This is a genomic window from Agromyces sp. GXQ0307 (genome assembly GCF_044769845.1).
In the GTDB taxonomy this organism is placed as follows: domain Bacteria; phylum Actinomycetota; class Actinomycetes; order Actinomycetales; family Microbacteriaceae; genus Agromyces.
On sequence record NZ_JBIZVY010000003.1, the window covers coordinates 554035 to 574567 of the forward strand.

At 72.4% G+C, this 20533-nt stretch carries 18 protein-coding genes; 5 read left to right on the forward strand and 13 right to left on the reverse strand.

The window, feature by feature from the left end; genetic code table 11:
• Positions 1-27: 27 nt before the first annotated feature.
• From ACIQH8_RS12635 to ACIQH8_RS12650, 4 genes are read right to left on the reverse strand one after another with little or no spacing between them, the layout of a single operon-like run.
• Positions 28-1413 carry an FAD-dependent oxidoreductase gene (locus tag ACIQH8_RS12635; RefSeq protein ID WP_400999133.1) on the reverse strand — a complete coding sequence of 462 codons (1386 nt, stop codon included), beginning with the start codon at positions 1411-1413 and terminating at the stop codon, positions 28-30.
• Complete coding sequence (locus ACIQH8_RS12640) at positions 1410-1652, reverse strand: (2Fe-2S)-binding protein (protein WP_400999135.1); 243 nt, start codon at positions 1650-1652, stop codon at positions 1410-1412. The genes ACIQH8_RS12635 and ACIQH8_RS12640 overlap by 4 nt, the downstream gene beginning before the upstream one ends.
• On the reverse strand, positions 1649-2806 hold the full coding sequence (locus tag ACIQH8_RS12645) for an NAD(P)/FAD-dependent oxidoreductase (protein ID WP_400999137.1): 1158 nt from the start codon (positions 2804-2806) through the stop codon (positions 1649-1651). The genes ACIQH8_RS12640 and ACIQH8_RS12645 overlap by 4 nt, the downstream gene beginning before the upstream one ends.
• 7 nt (positions 2807-2813) lie before the next feature.
• Positions 2814-3476, reverse strand: coding sequence for a GntR family transcriptional regulator (locus ACIQH8_RS12650; protein ID WP_400999139.1), 663 nt, complete (start codon positions 3474-3476; stop codon positions 2814-2816).
• A 148-nt stretch (positions 3477-3624) separates the two neighbouring features.
• Here ACIQH8_RS12650 and ACIQH8_RS12655 point away from each other — a divergent pair, with 148 nt between their 5' ends.
• The gene (locus ACIQH8_RS12655; RefSeq protein WP_400999141.1) at positions 3625-4824 is read left to right on the forward strand and encodes a glutamate--cysteine ligase; all 1200 of its coding nucleotides are present in this window, start codon (positions 3625-3627) and stop codon (positions 4822-4824) included.
• On the opposite strand, the gene ACIQH8_RS12660 is transcribed toward ACIQH8_RS12655, so the two are convergent.
• The 4 genes from ACIQH8_RS12660 to ftsY form a co-directional block, all read right to left on the reverse strand.
• Positions 4796-6229, reverse strand: coding sequence for a GH1 family beta-glucosidase (locus ACIQH8_RS12660; RefSeq protein WP_400999143.1), 1434 nt, complete (start codon positions 6227-6229; stop codon positions 4796-4798). The genes ACIQH8_RS12655 and ACIQH8_RS12660 overlap by 29 nt on opposite strands.
• Before the next feature lie 114 nt (positions 6230-6343).
• Complete coding sequence (gene ffh, locus ACIQH8_RS12665) at positions 6344-7933, reverse strand: signal recognition particle protein (RefSeq protein WP_400999145.1); 1590 nt, start codon at positions 7931-7933, stop codon at positions 6344-6346.
• A 69-nt stretch (positions 7934-8002) separates the two neighbouring features.
• Positions 8003-8491 (reverse strand): hypothetical protein, encoded by a 489-nt coding sequence (locus ACIQH8_RS12670; protein ID WP_400999146.1) that lies wholly within the window; start codon positions 8489-8491, stop codon positions 8003-8005.
• A gap of 17 nt (positions 8492-8508) precedes the next feature.
• Positions 8509-9384 carry a signal recognition particle-docking protein FtsY gene (gene ftsY, locus ACIQH8_RS12675; protein WP_400999148.1) on the reverse strand — a complete coding sequence of 292 codons (876 nt, stop codon included), beginning with the start codon at positions 9382-9384 and terminating at the stop codon, positions 8509-8511.
• 135 nt (positions 9385-9519) lie between these two features.
• Here ftsY and ACIQH8_RS12680 point away from each other — a divergent pair, with 135 nt between their 5' ends.
• Positions 9520-10506: a TIGR03885 family FMN-dependent LLM class oxidoreductase gene (locus tag ACIQH8_RS12680; RefSeq protein ID WP_400999150.1), complete on the forward strand. Its 987-nt coding sequence runs from the start codon at positions 9520-9522 to the stop codon at positions 10504-10506.
• A gap of 4 nt (positions 10507-10510) precedes the next feature.
• Entirely contained in the window at positions 10511-12175 is a 1665-nt protein-coding gene (locus ACIQH8_RS12685; protein WP_400999152.1) for an alpha-amylase family protein, read from the forward strand.
• 30 nt (positions 12176-12205) lie between these two features.
• On the opposite strand, the gene smc is transcribed toward ACIQH8_RS12685, so the two are convergent.
• A complete protein-coding gene (gene smc, locus ACIQH8_RS12690) occupies positions 12206-15733 on the reverse strand; it encodes a chromosome segregation protein SMC (protein WP_400999154.1) in 3528 nt (1175 codons plus the stop codon).
• A gap of 204 nt (positions 15734-15937) precedes the next feature.
• Between smc and ACIQH8_RS12695 the strand changes: the two genes are divergently transcribed.
• Both ACIQH8_RS12695 and ACIQH8_RS12700 read left to right on the forward strand, forming a co-directional pair.
• Positions 15938-17023: a GNAT family N-acetyltransferase gene (locus tag ACIQH8_RS12695; protein ID WP_400999156.1), complete on the forward strand. Its 1086-nt coding sequence runs from the start codon at positions 15938-15940 to the stop codon at positions 17021-17023.
• The gene (locus tag ACIQH8_RS12700) at positions 17020-18105 is read left to right on the forward strand and encodes a GNAT family N-acetyltransferase (protein WP_400999158.1); all 1086 of its coding nucleotides are present in this window, start codon (positions 17020-17022) and stop codon (positions 18103-18105) included. The genes ACIQH8_RS12695 and ACIQH8_RS12700 overlap by 4 nt, the downstream gene beginning before the upstream one ends.
• On the opposite strand, the gene mutM is transcribed toward ACIQH8_RS12700, so the two are convergent.
• The 4 genes from mutM to ACIQH8_RS12720 form a co-directional block, all read right to left on the reverse strand.
• Positions 18047-19030 carry a bifunctional DNA-formamidopyrimidine glycosylase/DNA-(apurinic or apyrimidinic site) lyase gene (gene mutM / locus ACIQH8_RS12705; protein ID WP_400999160.1) on the reverse strand — a complete coding sequence of 328 codons (984 nt, stop codon included), beginning with the start codon at positions 19028-19030 and terminating at the stop codon, positions 18047-18049. The genes ACIQH8_RS12700 and mutM overlap by 59 nt on opposite strands.
• Position 19031: 1 nt before the next feature.
• The gene (gene rnc / locus ACIQH8_RS12710) at positions 19032-19694 is read right to left on the reverse strand and encodes a ribonuclease III (RefSeq protein WP_400999825.1); all 663 of its coding nucleotides are present in this window, start codon (positions 19692-19694) and stop codon (positions 19032-19034) included.
• Between the two features lie 76 nt (positions 19695-19770).
• The gene (gene rpmF / locus ACIQH8_RS12715) at positions 19771-19974 is read right to left on the reverse strand and encodes a 50S ribosomal protein L32 (protein WP_092669520.1); all 204 of its coding nucleotides are present in this window, start codon (positions 19972-19974) and stop codon (positions 19771-19773) included.
• A gap of 9 nt (positions 19975-19983) precedes the next feature.
• Positions 19984-20484: a YceD family protein gene (locus tag ACIQH8_RS12720; RefSeq protein WP_400999827.1), complete on the reverse strand. Its 501-nt coding sequence runs from the start codon at positions 20482-20484 to the stop codon at positions 19984-19986.
• Positions 20485-20533: the final 49 nt, after the last annotated feature.

The window sequence follows — 20533 nt, forward strand, 5'->3', positions numbered from 1 at the left end:
GGGTCGCTGTGAGTAATATGTCACATGCTACGTGTCCGGACCGGCGTCGGCAAGCACTGCCAGTTCGCCGAGCCGCAGCGGGGCGAGCACCGGTCGACGGTCGAAGGCGACGGATGTCGCGGCTCCGCCCGACTCGGCGACGATCGTCTCCACCGCCCGGCCGCACGTGCGCCCCTGGCACGGACCGAGCCCCGCACGCGTCGCGAGCCGCATCGCGCGGACCGGCACGTCGGCGCGCTCGACGATCGCCCGCCGCGTGACGGCCTCGCAGCGGCACACGATCGTGTCGTCGTCGAGCCACGACGTCCATCCGGGTCGGATCCCGTGCGCCCGCTCGAGGCGCGCCGCGAACCTTCGCAGGCGACGCCTCGCGGTCAGCGGTCCCGTGAGCCGATGGTCGTCGGGCGCGCCTCCCGCGGCGACGAACCCCGCGACGGCCCCCTCGGCGAGCGCGGCGTCGGCACCGCCGATCCCGGTGACCTCTCCGGCGGCGAACACCCCGGCGATGCTCGTGCGCTGCGCGTCGTCCACGGCGACGAACCTCCCGCGATGATCGCCGTCGATCGCGCACCCGAGGGCGAGCGCCGCCTCGAGCCGGGGCGTGAAACCGTGGCCGAGCGCCACTGCATCGCACGCGACCTCGCGCTCGGTGCCCGGGACCGGGCGCCAGTCGGCGTCGAGCCGGGCGACGACCGCACCCTCTACGCGGTCACCGCCCAGCACACGGACCACGGCGCTCCCCGCCCGGTATGGGATCCGATCGCGGGCGAGGGCGCCGACGTACCCGAGGAACTCCCCCGCCTTCGCCGAGAGCTCCCACGGCCGCGGGAGCCATCCGCCGGCGAGCGCAGTCGCGCGGGCCGCCTCGTGCACGCCGACCACGTGCGATCCGGCGAGCGCGAGCGAGCGCGCGACGGGAAGCAGGAACGGCCCCGAACCGCTCACGAGCGTGCGACGCCCCACGGCGACGCCGTCGCGCTTCGCGAGCGCCTGCGCGGCGCCGGCCGTGGTCACGCCCGGAAGGGTCCACCCGGGGACGGGGAGCGCGAGGTCGTGCGCCCCCGTGGCCACGACGACCGCGTCGGCGTCGACCTCGAGCGCGGTCCGACGGTCGCCGTCGGCCTCGCCGACCACGGCGCGCAGCCGGACCCCATCGGCGGACGCCTCGGCCGACCACACGCTCGCGCCGACGTGCACCTGCACGTCGCCGGCGGCCAGTGCGCCGCGGAGCCGCTCGAACCGCTGCCATCCGTGCTGGAGGCGCGGATCGGTGAGCCGCTCGTGATGCCGCCAGAACTGGCCCCCGAGCCGGTCGCCCTCGTCGAGCAGGCTCACCCTGCCGCCGGCGGCGAGGGCGGCCTGCGCGGCCGCGAGTCCGGCCGGCCCGCCGCCGAGGATCGCGACATGCCTCATCCGCGCACCTCCCGATCGACGCGATCGCCGTCGACGGCCTCCCGCCGGCACGCGCGGACCCCCTCGACGCCGTTGACGGTCACGAGGCAGTCGTGGCACACGCCGATGCCGCAGAACACGCCCCGCCCTCCGGTCTGCGAGGTGCGCCAGGCGGTGCGGCCGGCGCCGATGAGCACGCCCGCGATGGTCTGTCCCGCCCGGCCGTGCACGGGCTCGCCGTCGACGGTGATGCGGATCATGCGGTCTCCCGGAGGCCGCGCCGGCTCGGCAGGAACGGCGTCGGATCGAGGCCGGTCGGGGCACCGAGCACGGCGTGCGCGACGAGTTCGGCGGTGGCCGGCGCGAGCCCGATGCCGGCGCCCTCGTGGCCGGTCGCGTGCACGAGCCCCGCGACATCCGGATCGTCGCCGATCACGGGCAGGTGGTCGGGTGCGTACGGGCGGAAGCCGACGTAGCTGCGCAGCAGCATCGTGTGCTCGAGGAACGGGAAGAGCCGGACGGCCTTGCCCGCGATCGCCGCCGCGGGTGCGGGGCCGGGCCGCTCGTCGAAGCCGACGCGCTCGCGGCTCGAGCCGATCAGCACGGTTCCACCGGGCGTCGACTCGACGACGGTCGAGGTCTGCAGGGCCGCGTCGCCCGACCCGACCGCGCCGACGTAGTCGCTGTCGTAGACCTTGTGGAACACGCGCTGCGGCATCGGCGTCGTGACGAGGATCACGCCGCGCCGGGGACGGATGTCGAGCCGGGCACCGAGACGGGCCGCGACCTCCCCCGCCCAGGGTCCGGCGCAGTTCACGACCACGTCGGCCGCGATCGAGCCGGCGGTCGTGCGCACGCCGGCGAGGCGGCCGGGCGGTCCGAGCCCGCCCGCGACCTCGGCGATCTCGAGCCGCGCGCCCCGACGGAGGGCCGTCGCGAGCAGCGCCTGCGTCGCGTTCGACGGCTGCACCTGGGCGTCGTCGGGGTAGTGCACGGCACGGGCGACCTCGGGCGAGAGGAACGGTTCGGCATCCGCCAGCACGGCGGCATCCATCGCCTCGGCCCGGATGCCCGTCGCGCGCTGCGCGTCGGCGAAGCGGTCGAGCGCGGCCTCACCGCCGGCGAACGCGACGACGATGCCGCCCTTCGCCTCGAACTCGGTCGCGGGCTGCCCGGCGCGTCGCTCAGCGTCGAGGCGTTCGGCGAGCTCGCGCCACATCGCGTTCGATGCGATCGCGAGATCGGCCTCGGGACCGGGCGCCTTGTCGCTGACGAGGAGATTGCCCTCGCAGCGGCTCGATGTCTCGCCGGCCACGCCGACACGATCGACGACCACGACGTCGGCGCCGCGCTCGACGAGGGCGAGCGCGCACGCGGCACCCACGATGCCCGCCCCGATGACCACCACCCGCACGCCGGCCTCAGTCCTCGCGCTCGCCGCTCCAGATGCCGCCGACGTGCCCGATGTGGCGCGACATCAGGTCGGCGGCGGCATCGCCGCGCCCGTCGACGAGCAACCCGACCAGTTCGGCGTGCTCGAGCGCCGACTCGGTCAGTGCACCCGACTCGGCGAGTTCGGCGAGGCCCGTCAGGCGCGTCTGCCGCCGCAACTCCCCGACGACGTCGACCAGGAATCGGTTGCCCGTGAGCTCGAGCAGCGTGAGGTGGAACGTCGTGTCGGCCTCGAGGTAGTCCTGGAACCGCCCGTCGTCGCCGGCACGCACGATCTCGGCCGCGAGCTCGAGCAGTCGAGACGCCGTCTCATCCGGCACATGCCCCGCGAGCGCCCGCATCGGCGGCACCTCGAGCAGCCGGCGCACCTCGCGCAACTGCCGGATCTCGTCGAGCGAGACCTCCGTCACCCGGAATCCGCGGTTGCGCATCGGTGCGAGGAACCCTCGCCGGGCGAGGTCGAGCATCGCCTCGCGCACGGGCGTGGCGCTGACGCCGAACTCCGCCGCCGTCGTCGGCACGGTGAGCACGTCGCCCGGTGCGGCCGCTCCGGAGACGATCCGCGAGGAGATCGCGCGCTCGACCTGTTCGCGCAGGCTCGCGACTTCGAGCAGTCGTGACGGGTCACCCATGACGACGCCGGTGATATGTCATGCATCACACCCTAGCCGTGGCGCCGATCCGCCGGCAGGGCGAATCGCGGCGTCATCGACCCGGTCCCCGCCGTTCGCCCCGTGACATGATGGCCCTGCGCCCACGGGCGCGGGACGGGGGTGCCGCATGGCGATCGAGTTCGCGCGATCCGAACGCTCGACCGTGGGCATCGAATGGGAACTCGCCATCGTCGACCGGTCGACGGGAGAGCTGGCCTCGGTGGGCGACCGCGTGCTCGCCGACCTCGACGGCACCGACGGGACGCCGCATCCGTTCATCACCTCGGAGCTGCTGACCAACACGGTCGAACTCGTGAGCGGTGTCCACACCGACGTCGCCGGCGCCGTCGACGACCTCACCGGACAGGTGGCGGAGGTGCGCGCCGTACTCGACCGCCTCGGCGAGTACGAACTGATGTGCAGCGGTTCGCACCCGTTCAGCCGCTGGTACGACCAGCGACTCACCGACAAGCCGCGGTACCGCAAGCTCATCGAGCGCACGCGGTGGTGGGGCCGCAACATGATGATCTGGGGCATCCACGTGCACGTCGGCATCGAGGAGCGCGACAAGGCGCTGCCGATCCTCGACGGGCTGCTCGCCTACGTGCCCCACCTGCAGGCGCTGTCGGCGTCGAGCCCGTTCTGGGCGGGCGTCGAGACCGGCTACGCGTCGAACCGGGCGCTGATGTTCCAGCAGCTGCCGACCGCCGGGCTGCCCTACCAGCTGTCCGACTGGGGGGCGTACGAGCGCTACGTCGACGACCTCGTCCGCACGGGCGTCATCGAGGACCACACCGAGGTGCGCTGGGACATCCGCCCCTCGCCGCGCTGGGGCACCGTCGAGGTGCGCGTCTGCGACGGCGTGTCGTCGGCCGACGAGATCGGCGCCATCGCGGCGCTCATCCAGTGCCTCGTCGAATGGATGTCGACGCGGCTCGATGACGGCGAGACGCTGCCGGTCATGCAGCCCTGGTACGTGCGCGAGAACAAGTGGCGTGCGGCGCGGTACGGCATGCACGCCGAGATCATCACGGATGCCGCGGGCAACGAGCGTCCCGTCACCGACGCGCTCCGCGACCTGCTGGTGGTACTCGCACCGGTGGCCGAGCGCCTCGGCTGCGCGGCCGAACTGCAGCGCATCCGCCGCACGCTCGACGAGGGGGCCGGGTATCAGCGCCAGCTGAAGGTCGCCGAGCAGCACGGGGGCGACCTGACCGCCGTCGTCGCGCACCTCGCGCGCGAGCTGCGCGAGGGCACGCAGCCGCGGGCGGTGAACGGCGCCGCCGGGTCGCCGCCGCCTACTCGGGGATTCGACGGGTCCGGATGAGCTCCGCGAACCAGCGGGCGCTCGCCTTGGGAAGCCGCTCGAGCGTGTCGTAGTCGACCCGCACGATGCCGAACCGCTTCGAGTAGCCGTAGCCCCACTCGAAGTTGTCCATGAGCGACCACACCTGGTAGCCGCGCAGGTCGACGCCGCGGGCCATCGCGCGGTGCGCCGCCGTGAAGTGCCGGCGCAGGTAGTCGATGCGGTCGAGGTCGCGGACCTCGGGTCCGTCCGGCCCCTCCGTGACCATGTCGTCGAAGGCCGCGCCGTTCTCGGTGATCATGAGCGGCACCTCCGGGTACGCGCCGTGCAGTGCGATCAGTAGGTCCTCGAGTCCCGACGGGTCGATGTTCCACCCCATCGCCGTGTACGGTCCCGGCTGCTCGAGGAACTCGACGTGCTCCGACCCCGGCCAGGGCGTACCGCCCATGTCCTTGTGGCCGTCGGCGTTCACGCGCGGCGAGACGCCGTCCCACAGCCGCACGGTGACGGTCGAGTAGTAGTTCACCCCGAGCGTGTCGAGGGGCTGCGCGATGAGCTCGGTGTCGCCGGGCTTGACGAACGACCAGTCGGTGACCGACGCGGTGTCGGCGATGACGTCCTCGGGGTAGCCGTCGCCGAACAGCGGGCCGAGGAACACGCGATTCGCGAGGCCGTCGATGCGACGCGCTGCCTCGTGACCCGTCTCGCCCGAGGGGCGGATGACGTGCAGGTTCAGGGTGATCGAGAACTGGGGATCGTTCGTGACGACCTCGCGCAGGGCCTTCACGGCCAGACCGTGCGCGAGGTTCAGGTGGTGCACCGCGGTGAGCGCCTTGGCGCCGTCCAGCAGGCCGGGTGCGTGCGCCCCGGAGCCGTACCCGAGGTAGGCGGAGCACCATGGCTCGTTGAGCGTCGTCCACATCGCGACCCGGTCGCCGAGCCGCTCCCCCATGATGCGGGCGTAGTCCGCGAACGCCTCGGCCGTGGCGCGGTTCGTCCAGCCGCCCTCGTCCTCGAGCGCCTGCGGCAGGTCCCAGTGGTACAGCGTGGCGATGGGGCGGATGCCGCGGGCGATGAGCCCGTCGACCAAGCGCTCGTAGAAGGCGAGTCCCGCCTCGTTCGCGGGTCCGCGCCCGGTCGGCTGGATCCGCGGCCACGCGATGGAGAACCGGTACGCCTCGAGCCCGAGCTCGGCCATGAGGTCGAGGTCGGACTCCCAGCGGTGGTAGTGGTCGCAGGCCACGTCGCCGTTGTCGTCGTTCCACACCTTGCCGGGCGTGCGGCTGAAGGTGTCCCAGATCGACGGCCCGCGACCGTCCTCGTTCGCCGCGCCCTCGATCTGGTACGACGCGGTCGCCGATCCCAGCAGGAAGTCGGGTGCGAACTCGAGGCCCGAGTCGCGGTAGTCGGGGTCGCCGGTCGTCATGATCGCTCCGTCCTCGTCCGCGGCGCGGGCCGCGCGTCCAACCCTACGCCGGGGCGCTCCGCCGCGGCACTCCGTGACGGCGGCCCGCCGGACCACCCGTCGGACGGTCGCCGATCAGCGGCCGAGCAGCTTCTGCAGCGCCGCCATCTCCTCCTCGGAGGGAGCGCCCTTCGCGCCCGCACCGCCGCCGATGCCGAAGCCCGAGCCGGCCGGCGCGTTCGATTCGCCGGCGGGCACCTGCCCCGACGCGATCGCCGCGTTCTCGGCAGCACGCTTGGCCGGGTTGCCCGAGCGCGAGCCGCCGCCCGACTTCTTCTTGTTCTTCGCGGCCTGGCGCTTGCCGCCGCCGTACCCGCCGCCGCCCGGGATCGGTCCCATTCCGGGGATCTGCGGCACGCCGCCGCGCGCGACGGTCTTCATCATCTTCGCGGCCTGCTCGAAGCGCTGCACGAGCTGGTTCACGTCGGTGACGGTCATGCCCGAGCCCTTCGCGATGCGCAGGCGACGCGAGCCGTTGAGCAGCTTGGTGTTCTTGCGCTCGGCCGGGGTCATCGACTGGATGATCGCCTCGGTGCGCACGATCTCGCGCTCGTCGAAGTTCTCGAGCTGCTGCTTCATGCCGCCCGCGCCGGGGAGCATGCCGAGCATCTTCTTGATCGAGCCCGCGCCGCGGAGCTGCTGCATCTGCGCGAGGAAGTCGTCGAGCGTGAACTGCTCGGAGGCGATCTTCTCCGCGACCTTCAGCGCCTCCTCCTCGTCGAACGCCTGCTGGGCCTGCTCGATGAGCGTGAGGATGTCGCCGAGGTCGAGGATCCGGCTCGCCATGCGGTCGGGGTGGAACGGCTCGAAGTCGTCGAGCGTCTCACCGGTCGAGGCGAAGATGATGGGGCGCCCGGTGACGGATGCCACGGAGAGCGCCGCACCGCCGCGCGCGTCGCCGTCGAGCTTGGAGAGCACGACGCCTGTGAAGTCGACGCCCTCCTGGAAGGCCTTCGCCGTCGTGACGGCGTCCTGGCCGATCATGGCGTCGATGACGAAGAGGACCTCGTCGGGGTTCGTGGCCCTGCGGATGTCGGCGGCCTGCTTCATCATCTCGGCGTCGACGCCGAGGCGGCCGGCGGTGTCGATGACGACGACGTCGTGCTGGGCGCGCTGCGCCTGCGCGATCGCGTCCTTCGCGACGCGCACCGGGTCGCCCACGCCGTTGCCGGGCTCGGGCGCGAAGACGGTGACGCCGGCCTGCTCGCCGACGACCTGGAGCTGGTTCACGGCGTTCGGGCGCTGGAGGTCGGCGGCCACGAGCATGGGCGTGTGGCCGTCCTTCTTGAGCCACTTCGCGAGCTTGCCCGCGAGCGTCGTCTTGCCGGCGCCCTGGAGGCCCGCGAGCATGATGACCGTCGGCGGGTTCTTGGCGAACTGCAGGCGCCGCTGCTGGCCGCCGAGGATGCCGACGAGCTCCTCGTTGACGATCTGCACGACCTGCTGGGCGGGGTTCAGCGCCCGGTTGACCTCGTCGCCGAGCGCGCGCTCGCGCACCGTCGACGTGAACGTCTTGACGACGTCGAGCGAGACGTCGGCGTCGAGCAGCGCGCGCCGGATCTCGCGGACGGTGCCGTCGACGTCGGAGGCGGAGAGCTTGCCCTTGGTGCGGAGGTTCTTGAACGTCTCGGTGAGACGGTCGGAGAGGGTGCCGAACGTAGCCATGATGCCCTCAAGTGTAGAGGGCGACGGCGCGGCATCCGCTCGGAGGTCGGCCCGGGGGCCGGACCGGTCTCAGCCCTCGAAGCGCACGTCGACGATCTCGCGCTCGAGGTCGATCGAGGCGACGAGCCGCTCGTCGGTGTCTTCCGGCGCGAGCCCGTACTCGAACTCGGCGAACGCGTCGCCCGGCTCGTCGGCGTCGGGACGCAGGTCGACCCGGATGAGGGACATGGAGCGCAACGCGTCGATCTGCCGGTCGCCCGAGTCGCGGCCGATGGCCGCCTCGACCTCCTCGGCCTGCTCGAGATCGGGGTCGAGCACGGTCGCGAGGAACCGCATCACGGGCGAGGAGCCCGAGTCGAGCTGGGTGACGAACGCCGACCGCAGCTCGTCGTCGACGAGCTCGAGCTCGCCGACCAGGGTGGCCGCGACATCCAGCGCCGCGAGCGCCACGGTGTCGGCGTCGGCGTCGAGCACGACCTCGACCCGCTGGTCGCCGTACTCCACGTCCTCCGACCAGTAGTCGCCGACCAGTCCGAAGTAGTCGTGTTCCATCGACATCCTGTGCTCTCCCCTCCTCAGCCGACGAGCTGCTGCGCGAACACGTGCGGCGTGAAGCCCGTGAGGTCGCCGATGCCCTCGCCCTGCCCGATGAGCTTGATCGGCAGCCCGGTCTTCTCCTGCACGGCGATCACGAAGCCGCCCTTGGCCGACCCGTCGAGCTTGGTGAGCACGAGGCCGGTCACGCCGCCGTGCCGGATGAACGCCTCGGCCTGCGCGAGCCCGTTCTGCCCGGTGGTCGCGTCGAGCACGAGCAGCACCTCGCTGATCGGCGCCTGCTTCTCGACGACGCGCAGGATCTTGCCGAGCTCGTCCATGAGGCCGCCCTTGGTGTGCAGCCGGCCGGCGGTGTCGATGATGACCATCTCGGTGCCGGTGCGCTTGGCGTAGTCGACGGTCTGGAAGGCGACGGAGGCCGGGTCCTGGCCCTCGCGCTCGGGCCGCACGACCTGCGCTCCCGCACGCTCGGCCCACGTCGCGAGCTGGTCGACGGCGGCCGCGCGGAACGTGTCGGCCGCGCCGACGACGACGCTCCGGCCGTAGTTGCCGAGGAACTTCGCGAACTTGCCGATGGTGGTCGTCTTGCCGACGCCGTTCACCCCGACGACGAGTACGACCGCCGGACGATCGGTGAGCTTCAACGTGGGGTCGTACTTGGCGAGCCGCTCCTCGACGAGCTCACGCAGCATCCGCTGCACGTCGCGCGGGTCGGTCGTCTTGTAGCGCTCGACCTGCGCCTTGATCGACTCGACGATCTCCTCGGTCACCGCCGGGCCGAAGTCGGCGCGGATGAGGGCCGACTCGAGGTCGTCCCACGTGTCCTCGTCGATCGTCCTCGCGCCGAACACGTTGCGGAGGGCCGATCCGAGCGACCACGATGCGCGTTCCACCATGCCTCCAAGCCTACGGGTGACGGATGCGACGGGCTCACCCGGCGACGCGCGGGATAGCGGGCGGCCGCGCGGGTCGCAAGGCCTTGTCGAGCGGCCCGCGGCTCGGGAGCATCGGGGCGGACGGAAGGAGACCCCATGCCCCTCGTCGGATTCCACGCGTCGCACGAGCAGCTCCCGCCGAGCGCGCTCCTCGACGCCGTCGTGCACGCCGAGCAGGCCGGTTTCGAGGCGGCCATGTGCAGCGACCACTGGGCGCCGTGGAGCGTGCGCCAGGGCCATTCCGGCTACGCGTGGGCGTGGCTCGGCGCGGCCCTGCAGGCGACCGACCTCTCGCTCGGGGTCGTGACCGCGCCGGGCCAGCGCTACCACCCGGCGGTCGCCGCGCAGAAGATCGCGACGCTCGGCGAGATGTACCCCGGCCGGTTCTGGGCCGCGATCGGCAGCGGCGAGGCCGTGAACGAGCACATCACGGGCGAACCGTGGCCCGACAAGGACCGGCGCGACCGCCGACTCGCCGAGACGATCGACGTCATGCGACGGCTGCTCGCCGGCGAGACCGTGACCCACGAGGGCGAGATCAGCGTGCACGAGGCGCGCCTCTGGACCCGCCCCGACGAGGCGCCGCCGCTCATCGCGGCGGCGGTGAGCACGGAGACGGCGGCCGAGACCGCCGAGTGGGCCGACGGGGTCATCACGGTCGACCAGGAACGCGACGCGCTCAGGGAGTTCATCGACGCGTACCGCGGTGCCGGCGGACGCGGGCCGATCTGCGTCCAGGTGCACCTCAGCTGGGCGCCGACCGACGACGAGGCCGTCGCCATCGCGCACGACCAATGGCGGCAGAGCCTCGTTCCGCCGCACCTCGCCTGGGAACTCGCGAGCCCGGAGGCGTTCGACGAGCGCACCGCCGGGGCATCGCCGTCCGAGGTCGCCGACACCCTCCTCGCGTCCTCGGACCCGCAACGCCACCTCGATGCGCTCCTCGAGATCGCCGATCTCGGCGTCGACCGCATCTACCTGCACCATGTCGGGCAGGAGCAGCGCGGGTTCATCGACACGTTCGGCGCCCACGTCCTGCCCGCCCTGCGCGCCGCCGGTCCGACGGCCGGGCTCGAGGGCTGAGCCGATGCGCGCCACCGACCGCGGCGACCTGTGGTGGAAGACCGCCGTCGTCTACTGCCTCGACGTCGAGACGTTCATGGACTGGAACGACGACGGCTCCGGCGACTTCGAAGGACTCGCCAATCGTCTCGATCACCTCGCCGAGCTCGGCGTGACGTGCATCTGGCTGATGCCCTTCCAGCCGTCGCCCGACCAGGACGACGGATACGACATCGTCGACTTCTTCGGCGTCGACCCGCGCCTCGGATCCCTCGGCGACGTCGTCGCGTTCACGCGGGCAGCGCGGGACCGGGGCATCCGCGTGATCATGGACCTCGTCATGAACCACACGTCCGACCGGCACCCGTGGTTCACGTCGGCGAAGCGGGGCCGCAACGCGCCGTACCGGGACTTCTACGTGTGGCGCGACGAGATCCCGCCGAACCCGCCGGCGAGCGTCTTCCCCGGTGAGGAGGACGGGGTCTGGGAGTGGCACGAGGGCACCGAGCAGTACTACCTGCACTCGTTCTACCGGCATCAGCCCGACCTGAACATCGCGAACCCCGCGGTGCGCGACGAGATCGCGAAGACGGTCGGGTTCTGGCTCGACCTCGGCTTCTCCGGGTTCCGCGTCGATGCCGTGCCGTTCCTCATCGAACCCCCGGAGGGCGAGGATGTCGGCGACCCGCACGAGCTCATGCGAGACCTGCGGCGGTATCTGCAGCGCCGGGCGAGCGAGGCGATCCTCCTCGGCGAGGTCAACCTGCCCTATGAGCAGCAGATCGCGTACTTCGGCGCCGACGGCGACCCGGCGGAACTCACGTTGCAGTTCGACTTCGAGGCGATGCAGCGGCTCTACCTCTCGCTCGCGCGACAGGATGCCACGGCGCTCCGCGACACGCTGGCACGGCGACCGCAGCTCGAGCCCGAGAAGCAGTGGGCGAACTTCGTGCGCAACCACGATGAGTTGACGCTCGACAAGCTCACCGAAGCGGAGCGCGAGGAGGTCTTCGACGCGTTCGCTCCCGAGGAGTGGATGCGCGTGTACGGTCGCGGCATCGTGCGCCGGCTCCCGCCGATGCTCGAGGGCGACCCGCGCCGGATCCGCATGGTCTACAGCCTGCTGTTCGCGCTGCCCGGCACGCCGGTGCTCTTCTACGGCGAGGAGATCGGCATGGGCGAGAACGGCGAGCAGGAGAAGCGGCAGGCGGTGCGGACGCCCATGCAGTGGACGGGCGGCCGCAACGGCGGCTTCTCCCGTTCCGCTCCGAGTCGGCTCGCGGCATCGCCGCCCGCCGACGGATACGCGCCAGGGCACGTCAACGTCGAGGCGCAGATGCACGATCCGGACTCGCTGCTGGCGACCATCCGCGGGTTCGTGACGAGGTACCGCAGCTCACCGGAGATCGGGTGGGGTGCGTTCGAGCTGCTCGACGTCGGCGATCCTGCGGTGCTCGCGCACCGCATCACCGAGGACCACCTGCGGTTCGTCGCACTGCACAACTTCGCACCGCGGCCCGTGCGCGTGACGCTCGAGCTCGGCGACCTGCCCGACGAAGCGGTGCTCTCCGACCTGTTCGCGGTCGACGCCGACCCGATCGACGATCGCGGGAGGATCGACGTCGAGCTCGACGCGTACGGGTACCGCTGGTTCCGGGTGCTCGCGCCCGGTGACCGTCGACTGACCTGAGCGGTTGCCGCGGCCGAGGCGCTCGTCGTCTCAGCTGGCCTTGGCGCCGAACTCCTCGCGCACCCGCTGGCCGACGACCGCCGACACGCCGTCCTGCCGCATCGAGACGCCGTAGAGCGCGTCGGCGATCTCCATCGTGCGCTTCTGGTGCGTGATGACGATGAGCTGGCTCTCCTCGCGCAGGCTCTCGAACGTCGTCAGCAGGCGCCCGAGGTTGGCGTCGTCGAGCGCCGCCTCGACCTCGTCCATGATGTAGAACGGGCTCGGGCGCGCCTTGAAGATCGCCATCAGCAGCGCGACCGCGGCGAGCGAGCGCTCACCGCCCGAGAGCAGCGAGAGCCGCTCGATCTTCTTGCCGGCGGGCTTCACGCTCACCTCGATCCCGGTCGTGAGCAGGTCGTCGGGGTTCGTGAGGGCGATGCGGCCCTCGCCCCCCGGGAACAGGATCGGGAACACCTCGGCGAAGGCCTCGCGCGTGTCCTCGAAGGCCGAGCGGAAGATCGACTCCATCCGGCCGTCGATCTCCTCGATGATCGTGAGGAGGTCCCTGCGGGTGTTCGCGAGGTCGGTGAGCTGCTCGGTCAGGAACTGGTGTCGCTGCTCGAGCGCCGCGAACTCCTCGAGCGCGAGCGGGTTGACCCGGCCGAGCTGCGCGAGCTTGCGCTCGGCGGCCTGGAGCCGCTTCTGCTGCTCGGCGCGGACGAAGGGCCGTGGCTCGGCATCGGCATCGGCGTCGTCGGGAACCGCCTGGTCGGGGCCGTACTCGGCGACGAGGACGTCCTCGCCGAGGCCGAGCTCGCTCTCCGCGCGTTCGACGAGCGAACCGACGTGCAGCTTCTTCTCGTAGATCCGCAGTTCGAGGCCGTGCACGTCCTCGGTGACCGACTGCAGGCGTTCCCGAGCGGATGCCTCGGCGCGTCGGGCGGCGTGGACCTCCTCGTTGCGGCTCGCGCGCTCGGCCTCGGCTGCGGCGAGCGCGACGCGCGCCTCGGCGACCGAGCGGCCGACGGCCGCGAGCACGGGCGGGAGTGCATCGGCGACGCGGGACGCCGCCTCGAGCTGGGCGCGGCGGATGACGGCACGCCGGGCGGCCTCGTCCGCGGCGCGGCGTTCGGCCTCGTGATGACGCTCCATCGCGGCGATGCGCGCCTCCTCGGCGCGGACCCGCTCGCGCGCGGTCTCGAGTCTGAGCCTCGCCTCGACCTCGCCCTCGCGGGCGCGCTCGAGCGTGGCCAGCGCGCCGTCGCGGCGGTCGGCGTCGAGCACGGGTCGCGGCTCGGCGCGTGCGGCCTCGAGCTCGGCCTTCGCGGTCGCGGCGGCCTGTTCGGCTTCGGCGATGCGCTCCTCGGCGGTGCGCAGGGCATCTGCGAGGCGGTCGGTCTCCGCTGCGGCCGCCTCGGCCTGCACGCGTGCGCGGTTGAGGGCCTCGGTGCGCTGGGCGAGCTGCGCGTCGAACTCCCGGAGCGCGGCGAGCGCGAGCTTCGACTGCTCCTTGGCGTGCTCGGCAGTGCCGCGCCGCTCGTCGAGGTCCAATCGGGCGCGCTCGATGTCGGATCGCACCTCCTCGAGGCGCGCCTGGGCCCGGTCGCGCTCGGCGACCAGCTCGATGCGGCTCTGCGTCCGCCCCGATCCGCCCTGCACCACGTACCGACCGACGACGGTGCCGTCGCGCGTGATCACGGTCGCAGGGCGATCGAGCGCGGCGAGCGCGGGCTCGGCCGCTCGCACCGCGTCGAGGTCGGCGGCGACGACCACCTCGCCGAGGAGGGCGAGGATGCCGGCTGGTGCGGTGACCACGTCGGCGGCCGCCGTGAGTCCGTCGACGGCGATGGCGCGCGCGGCGCCGTGGTCGGGGCCCGCCTCGGCGATCGTGAGCGCGACACGACCGAGGTCGCCGTCGGTGGCGACGCCGACGGCTCGGAACGCCGCGTCGCGGTCCTCCACGAGCACCGATTCGGCGAGCGGTCCGAGCGCCGCCGCGATCGCGGCCTCGTACCCGGGCTCGACGCGCAGGTGCTCGGCCAGGAGCCCTCGAACCCCCGCGGTGCCGGAGCCCGCGAGCGCGGCCGAACCGTCCTTCTGGTCGAGCGCGAGGGAGAGCGCGCCGACGCGCGCGCCGAGTGCGTCGCGCTCGCGCTCGCGCTCGTGCAGTGCCTCGCGGAGCTGCTCGATCTCGCCCTCGGCTTCGAACACGGCGGCCTGGGCGAGCTCGTACGCCTCGTCGAGGTCGGTCGCCGAGACGGGGTCGACGTCCGACTCGGCCTCGGCGCGTGCGAGGTCGGCGGCCGCGGTCTCACGCCGCGCCTGCGCCGCGTCGAGCGCGTTCCGGTGCCGGAGCACCTCGCCGCGCACCGCGGCGAGCTTCGACGCCGCCGCGTCGGCCCGGCCGGAGAGCTGGGACGCGCGGAGGTCGTACTCGCTGACACGCGCGGCCTGTGCGGCGATCTCCTCGTCGACCGCGTCGAGCGCGGTCCGAGCCTCCCGCGTCGACGCGGTGGCCAGTTCGAGGGCGGACGCCGCCTCGCCGACACCGCCGCGGATGCCGTCGAGTTCGCCGCGAGCGGCCTCGATGTCGGCGAGGGTGAGGGTGGGCGCGGCATCCGTGCCCTCGTCGGCGGCGGAGAGCAGCGCGATGCGCTGGCGGGCGAGCGAGTCGAGCGAGCGGAGCCGCGCCTCGGACTGCTCGAGGGCGAAGCTCACGGCGCGGGCGCGGTCGACGTCGTCGCCGCCCTGCGCCTGCTGGAGCCGATCGATGTGCGCCTGGTGGCGTTCGAGCTCCTGCTGGAGCACGAGCCGCTCGGCGTGCCGCTCGTGCTCGGTGCGCCCGGCGGTCTCGAGCGCTCGTCGCAGCTCGACGACCTCGTCGGCCACGAGCCGGGCCTTCGCGTCGCGGACGACGGCGGCGATACCGGCCGCCTCGCGTGCGACCTCGGCCTGCCGGCCGAGCGGCTTCAACTGCCGGCGGAGCTCGGCGGCGAGGTCGGTGAGCCGCGTGAGGTTCGCCTGCATGGCGTCGAGCTTCCGGAGCGTCTTCTCCTTGCGGCGACGGTGCTTCAGGATGCCGGCGGCCTCCTCGATGAACCCGCGCCGGTCCTCCGGGCTCGCGTGCAGCACCTGGTCGAGCTGGCCCTGTCCGACGATGACGTGCATCTCGCGCCCGAGGCCCGAGTCGCTGAGCAGCTCCTGCACGTCGAGCAGCCGGCACTGCTCGCCGTTGATCGCGTACTCGCTGCCGCCGTTGCGGAAGAGCGTGCGCGAGATCGTGACCTCGGTGTACTCGATCGGCAACGCGCCATCCGTGTTGTCGATGGTCAGGCTGACCTCGGCGCGACCGAGCGGGCCGCGCGTGGAGGTGCCCGCGAAGATGACGTCCTCCATCTTGCCGCCGCGGAGCGTCTTCGCGCCCTGCTCCCCCATCACCCAGGCGAGCGCGTCGACGACGTTCGACTTACCCGAGCCGTTGGGGCCGACGATGCAGGTGACCCCGGGCTCGAAGGCGAAGGTGGTCGGCTGCGCGAAGGACTTGAAGCCCTTCAGGGTGAGGCTCTTGAGGTACATGTCCCCCCGGTGTCGCGGCGTGATGGTGCTGGATGCCTCGGATGAGCGTACCCGAGCGGATGCCGCGGGCCCGGCTCGCTCGCCGCGTTCGGGCCGATCGGCGTTCCGATCCGGATTCGCGCGCCGGCATCGCGAGTCGATCGCGCTACCGGCGGGCGGGCGTCGTGACTAGGCTGTCAGGCTGCCCGAGGTCGAGGAGGACGCATGGCTGCCGTGATCAGGCCGATCCGCACGCCCCAGGACGCGGATGGCGCGGGGGCCGCCGAACTCCGCGCCTACGCCGCGCTCATCCGACGGCTCGACCTGGAGCGCCTCGGCACCGACGAGCTCTCGCGGAGCGGACGGGAACTCGAGCACGACCTCGCGGCGGACCCCTATCGAGCGCGCGTCGCCCTCGGTGCGTTCGACGGCGACGACCTCATCGGCATCGCCGAGCTGGAGTGGGAGCGCGATGACGACGACGCGAGGACGGCCTACCTGGCGATGCTCGGAGTCGTGCCGGACCGCCGCCGGGAGGGCATCGGCTCGTCGCTGCTCAGGCACGCCGAGCGCGTCGCGACCGGAGCGGGGCGTCCGACGGTGGTGCTCTCGGCCGACCACGGCGCCGGTCGTGCCGTCGGCGCCGGAGGCGCCGCGGACGCGGTGCTGCGCGCGCCGCAGGGCGACGCGACGATCCCGGCCGACGACCCGGCCGCGCGCTTCGCGGCGGCCCACGGCTACGCGCTCGGGCAGCTCGACCGGATCAGCGTGCTCGACATCGCGGGGCGCGGGAACGAGTTCGGCTCTCGACTGTCGCGCCTGGGGCCGGCCGCCCCCTACCGGGTGCGCACGTGGACCGACCGGGCGCCCGACGAACTGCTCGACTCGCTCGCCGTCGCCCACGAGCGGATGTCGGTCGACGCCCCGTCGGGTGCGATCGCGTACGAACTCGAGCACTGGGACGCCGACCGGGTCCGCGACGAGGAGGCTCGCGCGCTCGCGAAGGGACGGACGACGCTGACCGCGGCCGCGGTCGCGCCCGACGGGACCGTCGCGGGCTTCACCGTCCTCTCGCTCCTCGCCGACTCGCCGGCCGTCGAGCAGTGGGACACGATCGTGCTCGGCTCGCATCGAGGCCACCGACTGGGGATGCGCCTGAAGCTCGAGAACCTCGTGCTCCTCGAGACGGCGGATGGCGCACGCGAACGCATCTACACCTGGAACGCCGACGAGAATGAGCACATGCTCGCCATCAACATCGACCTCGGCTTCCGGCCGTTCGCGCTCGAGTCGGTCTGGCAGCGGCCGTGAACGGCCGAGCGAACACGGCTGAGCCCGCAGACCTGCGTCCGATCAGCTCCCCCGACCGCGTGGGCGTGCCCGAGTCGGCCGACCTCGAGGCGTACGCCGACTTCGCGCGCCGCATCCAGCTCGAGACCATCGGCACCGACGAGTTCAGCCATTCGGCGGCCGAGCTCGCCGTGCTCGGCGGCAACCCGTACCTCGAACGTCGCCGGTTCGGGATCTTCGACGACGGACGCCTGGTCGCTGCAGCGGCGGCGTGGTGGGAACGCGAGCACGAGGGCGGGGCGCCCATGATCACGATGGTCGGCGTCGATCCCGCGTACCGCCGGCGCGGACTCGGCGGCCGCGTGCTCGATGCGATCGAGGCATCCGCACGCGACGCCGGACGCCACTCGACCATCCTGATCTCCGAGCACCGCACCGACGACGGCGACGGGGAGCGCGTCCGCGCTCCGCAGGGCGGCGCGTCGCTGCCCGCGGGCGCACCGTCGGTCCGGTTCGCTCGCTCGCGCGGCTACGAGCTCGGCCAGCTGCTCGTCGCGAGCGCCCTCACGGTGGGCGGCCGCGGCAGGGACTTCCGAGGGCTGGCCGAACAGGCCGAGCGACGCGACGGATACCGCCTCGAGCAGTGGCGCGACCACACGCCCGAGGAGCACCTCGACGCGTTCGCGGCCGCCCGCTCGCAGATGGTCGCCGAGATGCCGAGCGGCGCCGTCGACTTCCCCGACGAGCACTGGGATGCTGCGCGGATCTTGGACGAGGAGGCGCGCGCCGTCGCGGCCGGGCGCACGCAGCTCACGGTCGCGGCGATCGCCCCGAACGGCGAGGTCGCGGGCTTCACGATGCTCGCGCTCGCGCCGGGGAAGCGGGGCGCCTACCAGGACGACACCCTCGTCCTCTCCCCGCACCGCGGCCATGGCCTCGGCCTGCGGATGAAGCTCGCGAACCTCGTCGCGCTGACGGATGCCGCCTCCGACCGATCCGTGGTCTACACCTGGAACGCCGACGAGAACGGGCCGATGCTCGCGATCAACCGGGAGCTCGGATTCCGCCCGCACTCGATCCAGGCGACGTGGCAGCGGGGGTGACCCGCCCGGGCGATGTGCGCCGCAGTCGCTGGCACCGCGGACACCGATGCGACGAGCGGTTCATGAACGCCTCGCGCACGATCGGCGTGCCGCACCGCGGGCACGGCCGACCCGTGCGGCCGTAGGCGTTCAGCGAGTGGGCGAAGTAGCCGGAGGCACCGTTGACGTTCACGTACTGCGCGTCGAAGCTCGTCCCGCCCTCGGCGAGCGCCTTCTGCAGCACGGCGCGCACGGCCCCGAGCAACTCGCGGACCCGGCGCCGGCTGAGACTCGACGCGGGCTGCTCGCCGTGCAGTCGCACCGCCCAGAGCGCCTCGTCGGCGTAGATGTTGCCGATACCCGACACGACGCCCTGGTCGAGCAGCACGCGCTTCACGCCCGTCGCGCGCCGGGCGAGCGCGGCGACGAACCCGGCGTCGTCGAACGCGGGATCGAGGGGGTCGCGCGCGATGTGCGCCACCTGCGACGGGATCGAGCGCGCCCACGGCCCGGTGACCCCGGCCGAGTGACCGGCGACCTCGCCGTCCGCCGTCGGCACCATGCGGTCGATCGCCATCGAGCCGAAGATCCGCTGGTCGACGAAGTCCACGCGGAGCTCGCCGTGCTCCGGGTGCTCGAGGTGCAGCCGGATGCGCGCGTGCCGGTCGTCGCCGGGGTGCTCGGGCGTCCGGAGCAGGAGCTGGCCGCTCATGCCGAGGTGGCCGACGAGTGCGCCACCCCCGGCGAGCGGCATCCAGAGGAACTTGCCGCGCCGCACCACGGCGTCGACGCGCTCGCCCGTGAGCAGCGTCTCGAAATCGCCGGATGCCGCCTCGTGTCGCTTCAGCGATCGGGCGTCGAGCACCTCGACCCCGACGACACGGGCGTGGGTCAACGCGGGCGCGAGCCCGGCGCGCACGACCTCGACCTCGGGCAGTTCGGGCACGTCAGCCGGCGTTCAGTGCGGTCCAGGCCTCGAGCGCCGCGGCCATCTCGGCCTGCTTCTTGCTGGACCCCTCGCCGGACGCCGATACCAGGCCTCCGACGGTGACCGTCGCCACGAAGTGCTTGTTGTGGTCGGGCCCGCTCTCGCTCACCGAGTACGAGGGTGCCGTCGCGCCGCGCCGTGCGGCGATCTCCTGCAGGCTCGTCTTCGGGTCCATCGCGGCCCCGAACCGGTCGGGGTCGCGCATGAGCGGCGTGACGAGCCGCAGCACGAGGTCGGTCGCGACCTCGCCACCGCGCGAGAGGTAGACCGCGCCGATGATCGCCTCGACCGTGTCGGCGAGGATGGACGGCTTGTCGGCCCCGCCCGTCATCGTCTCGCCTCGACCGAGGCGGATGTACGGGCCGAGCCCGATGGTGCGCGCCACCTCGGCGAGCGCGACACTCGAGACGAGGCTCGCCCGGCGCTTCGCCAGCTCGCCCTCGTCGAGTTCGGGGTGGTCGGTGAACAGCTTCACCGTCACGGCCTGCCCGAGGATCGAGTCGCCGAGGAACTCGAGGCGCTCGTTGGTCGGGATCCCGCCGTTCTCGTACGCGAACGACCGGTGCGTGAGCGCCAGGAGCAGGAGATCGGGGTCGAGCTCGACCCGCAGCGTGCGCTGCAGCTCGACGAGCTCATCCGCCCCGACGTCCGTGCGCTCGATGCGCCTCACGACCGGTCGTTCGTCGTTCACGGCCGACTTAGACGTCGGCGACCTTGCGGCCCTTGTACTCGAGGAAGAGCGGGGTGCCCGCCGAGTCCTCGACCACGCGTGCGCGGTGCGGGAGGCTGTAGGTGACCTTGCCGTTCTCGACGGTCTTGACGAGCGTGGGGGCCTCGGCCTTCCACTGCGAACGGCGCGCGTGGGTGTTGGCGCGTGACTTCTTCCGCTTGGGAACAGCCATGACTCTCTCTCAATCTCTCTGCTGGTCGGCGTCGGATGCAGCATCCGCGCCCTCGTCTTCGGAAGCCGTGAACCCTGCGAGCGCAGCCCAACGGGGGTCGTGCTCGACAGGGGTGACGAGTTCCGGATGATCGGCCAGTCGCTGTCCGGTCTCGGGGTCGAGACCGGGGCAGTCAGGCCGGCACACCGGCTGGAAGGGCAGTGCCAGCACTACCGCATCTCGGATGAGCGGTTCAAGATCCACGTGGTCGTCTTGAACCTCATACTCGAAAGCTTCCCCAGAATGATACGCGAAAAGCTCCTGGAACTCGACTCGGAGGGGCAGCGCGATGTCGATCAGGCATCTGCCGCACTCGCCCTCGGCCGTCGCGTCGACCTCCGCGGTGGCGAGGATGCCCTCGTGCACGGACTCGAGACGCACGTCGAGGGCGAGTTCGGAACCCTGCCGGACCGAGACCAGCCCCTCGCCGAACTGCTCGGGCGCAGGCACGTCGAGCTGCTGCTCGCGCATCTCGCCCGGTCGGTTGACGAGGTCGCGCACGTTGATGCTGAACGGGGAA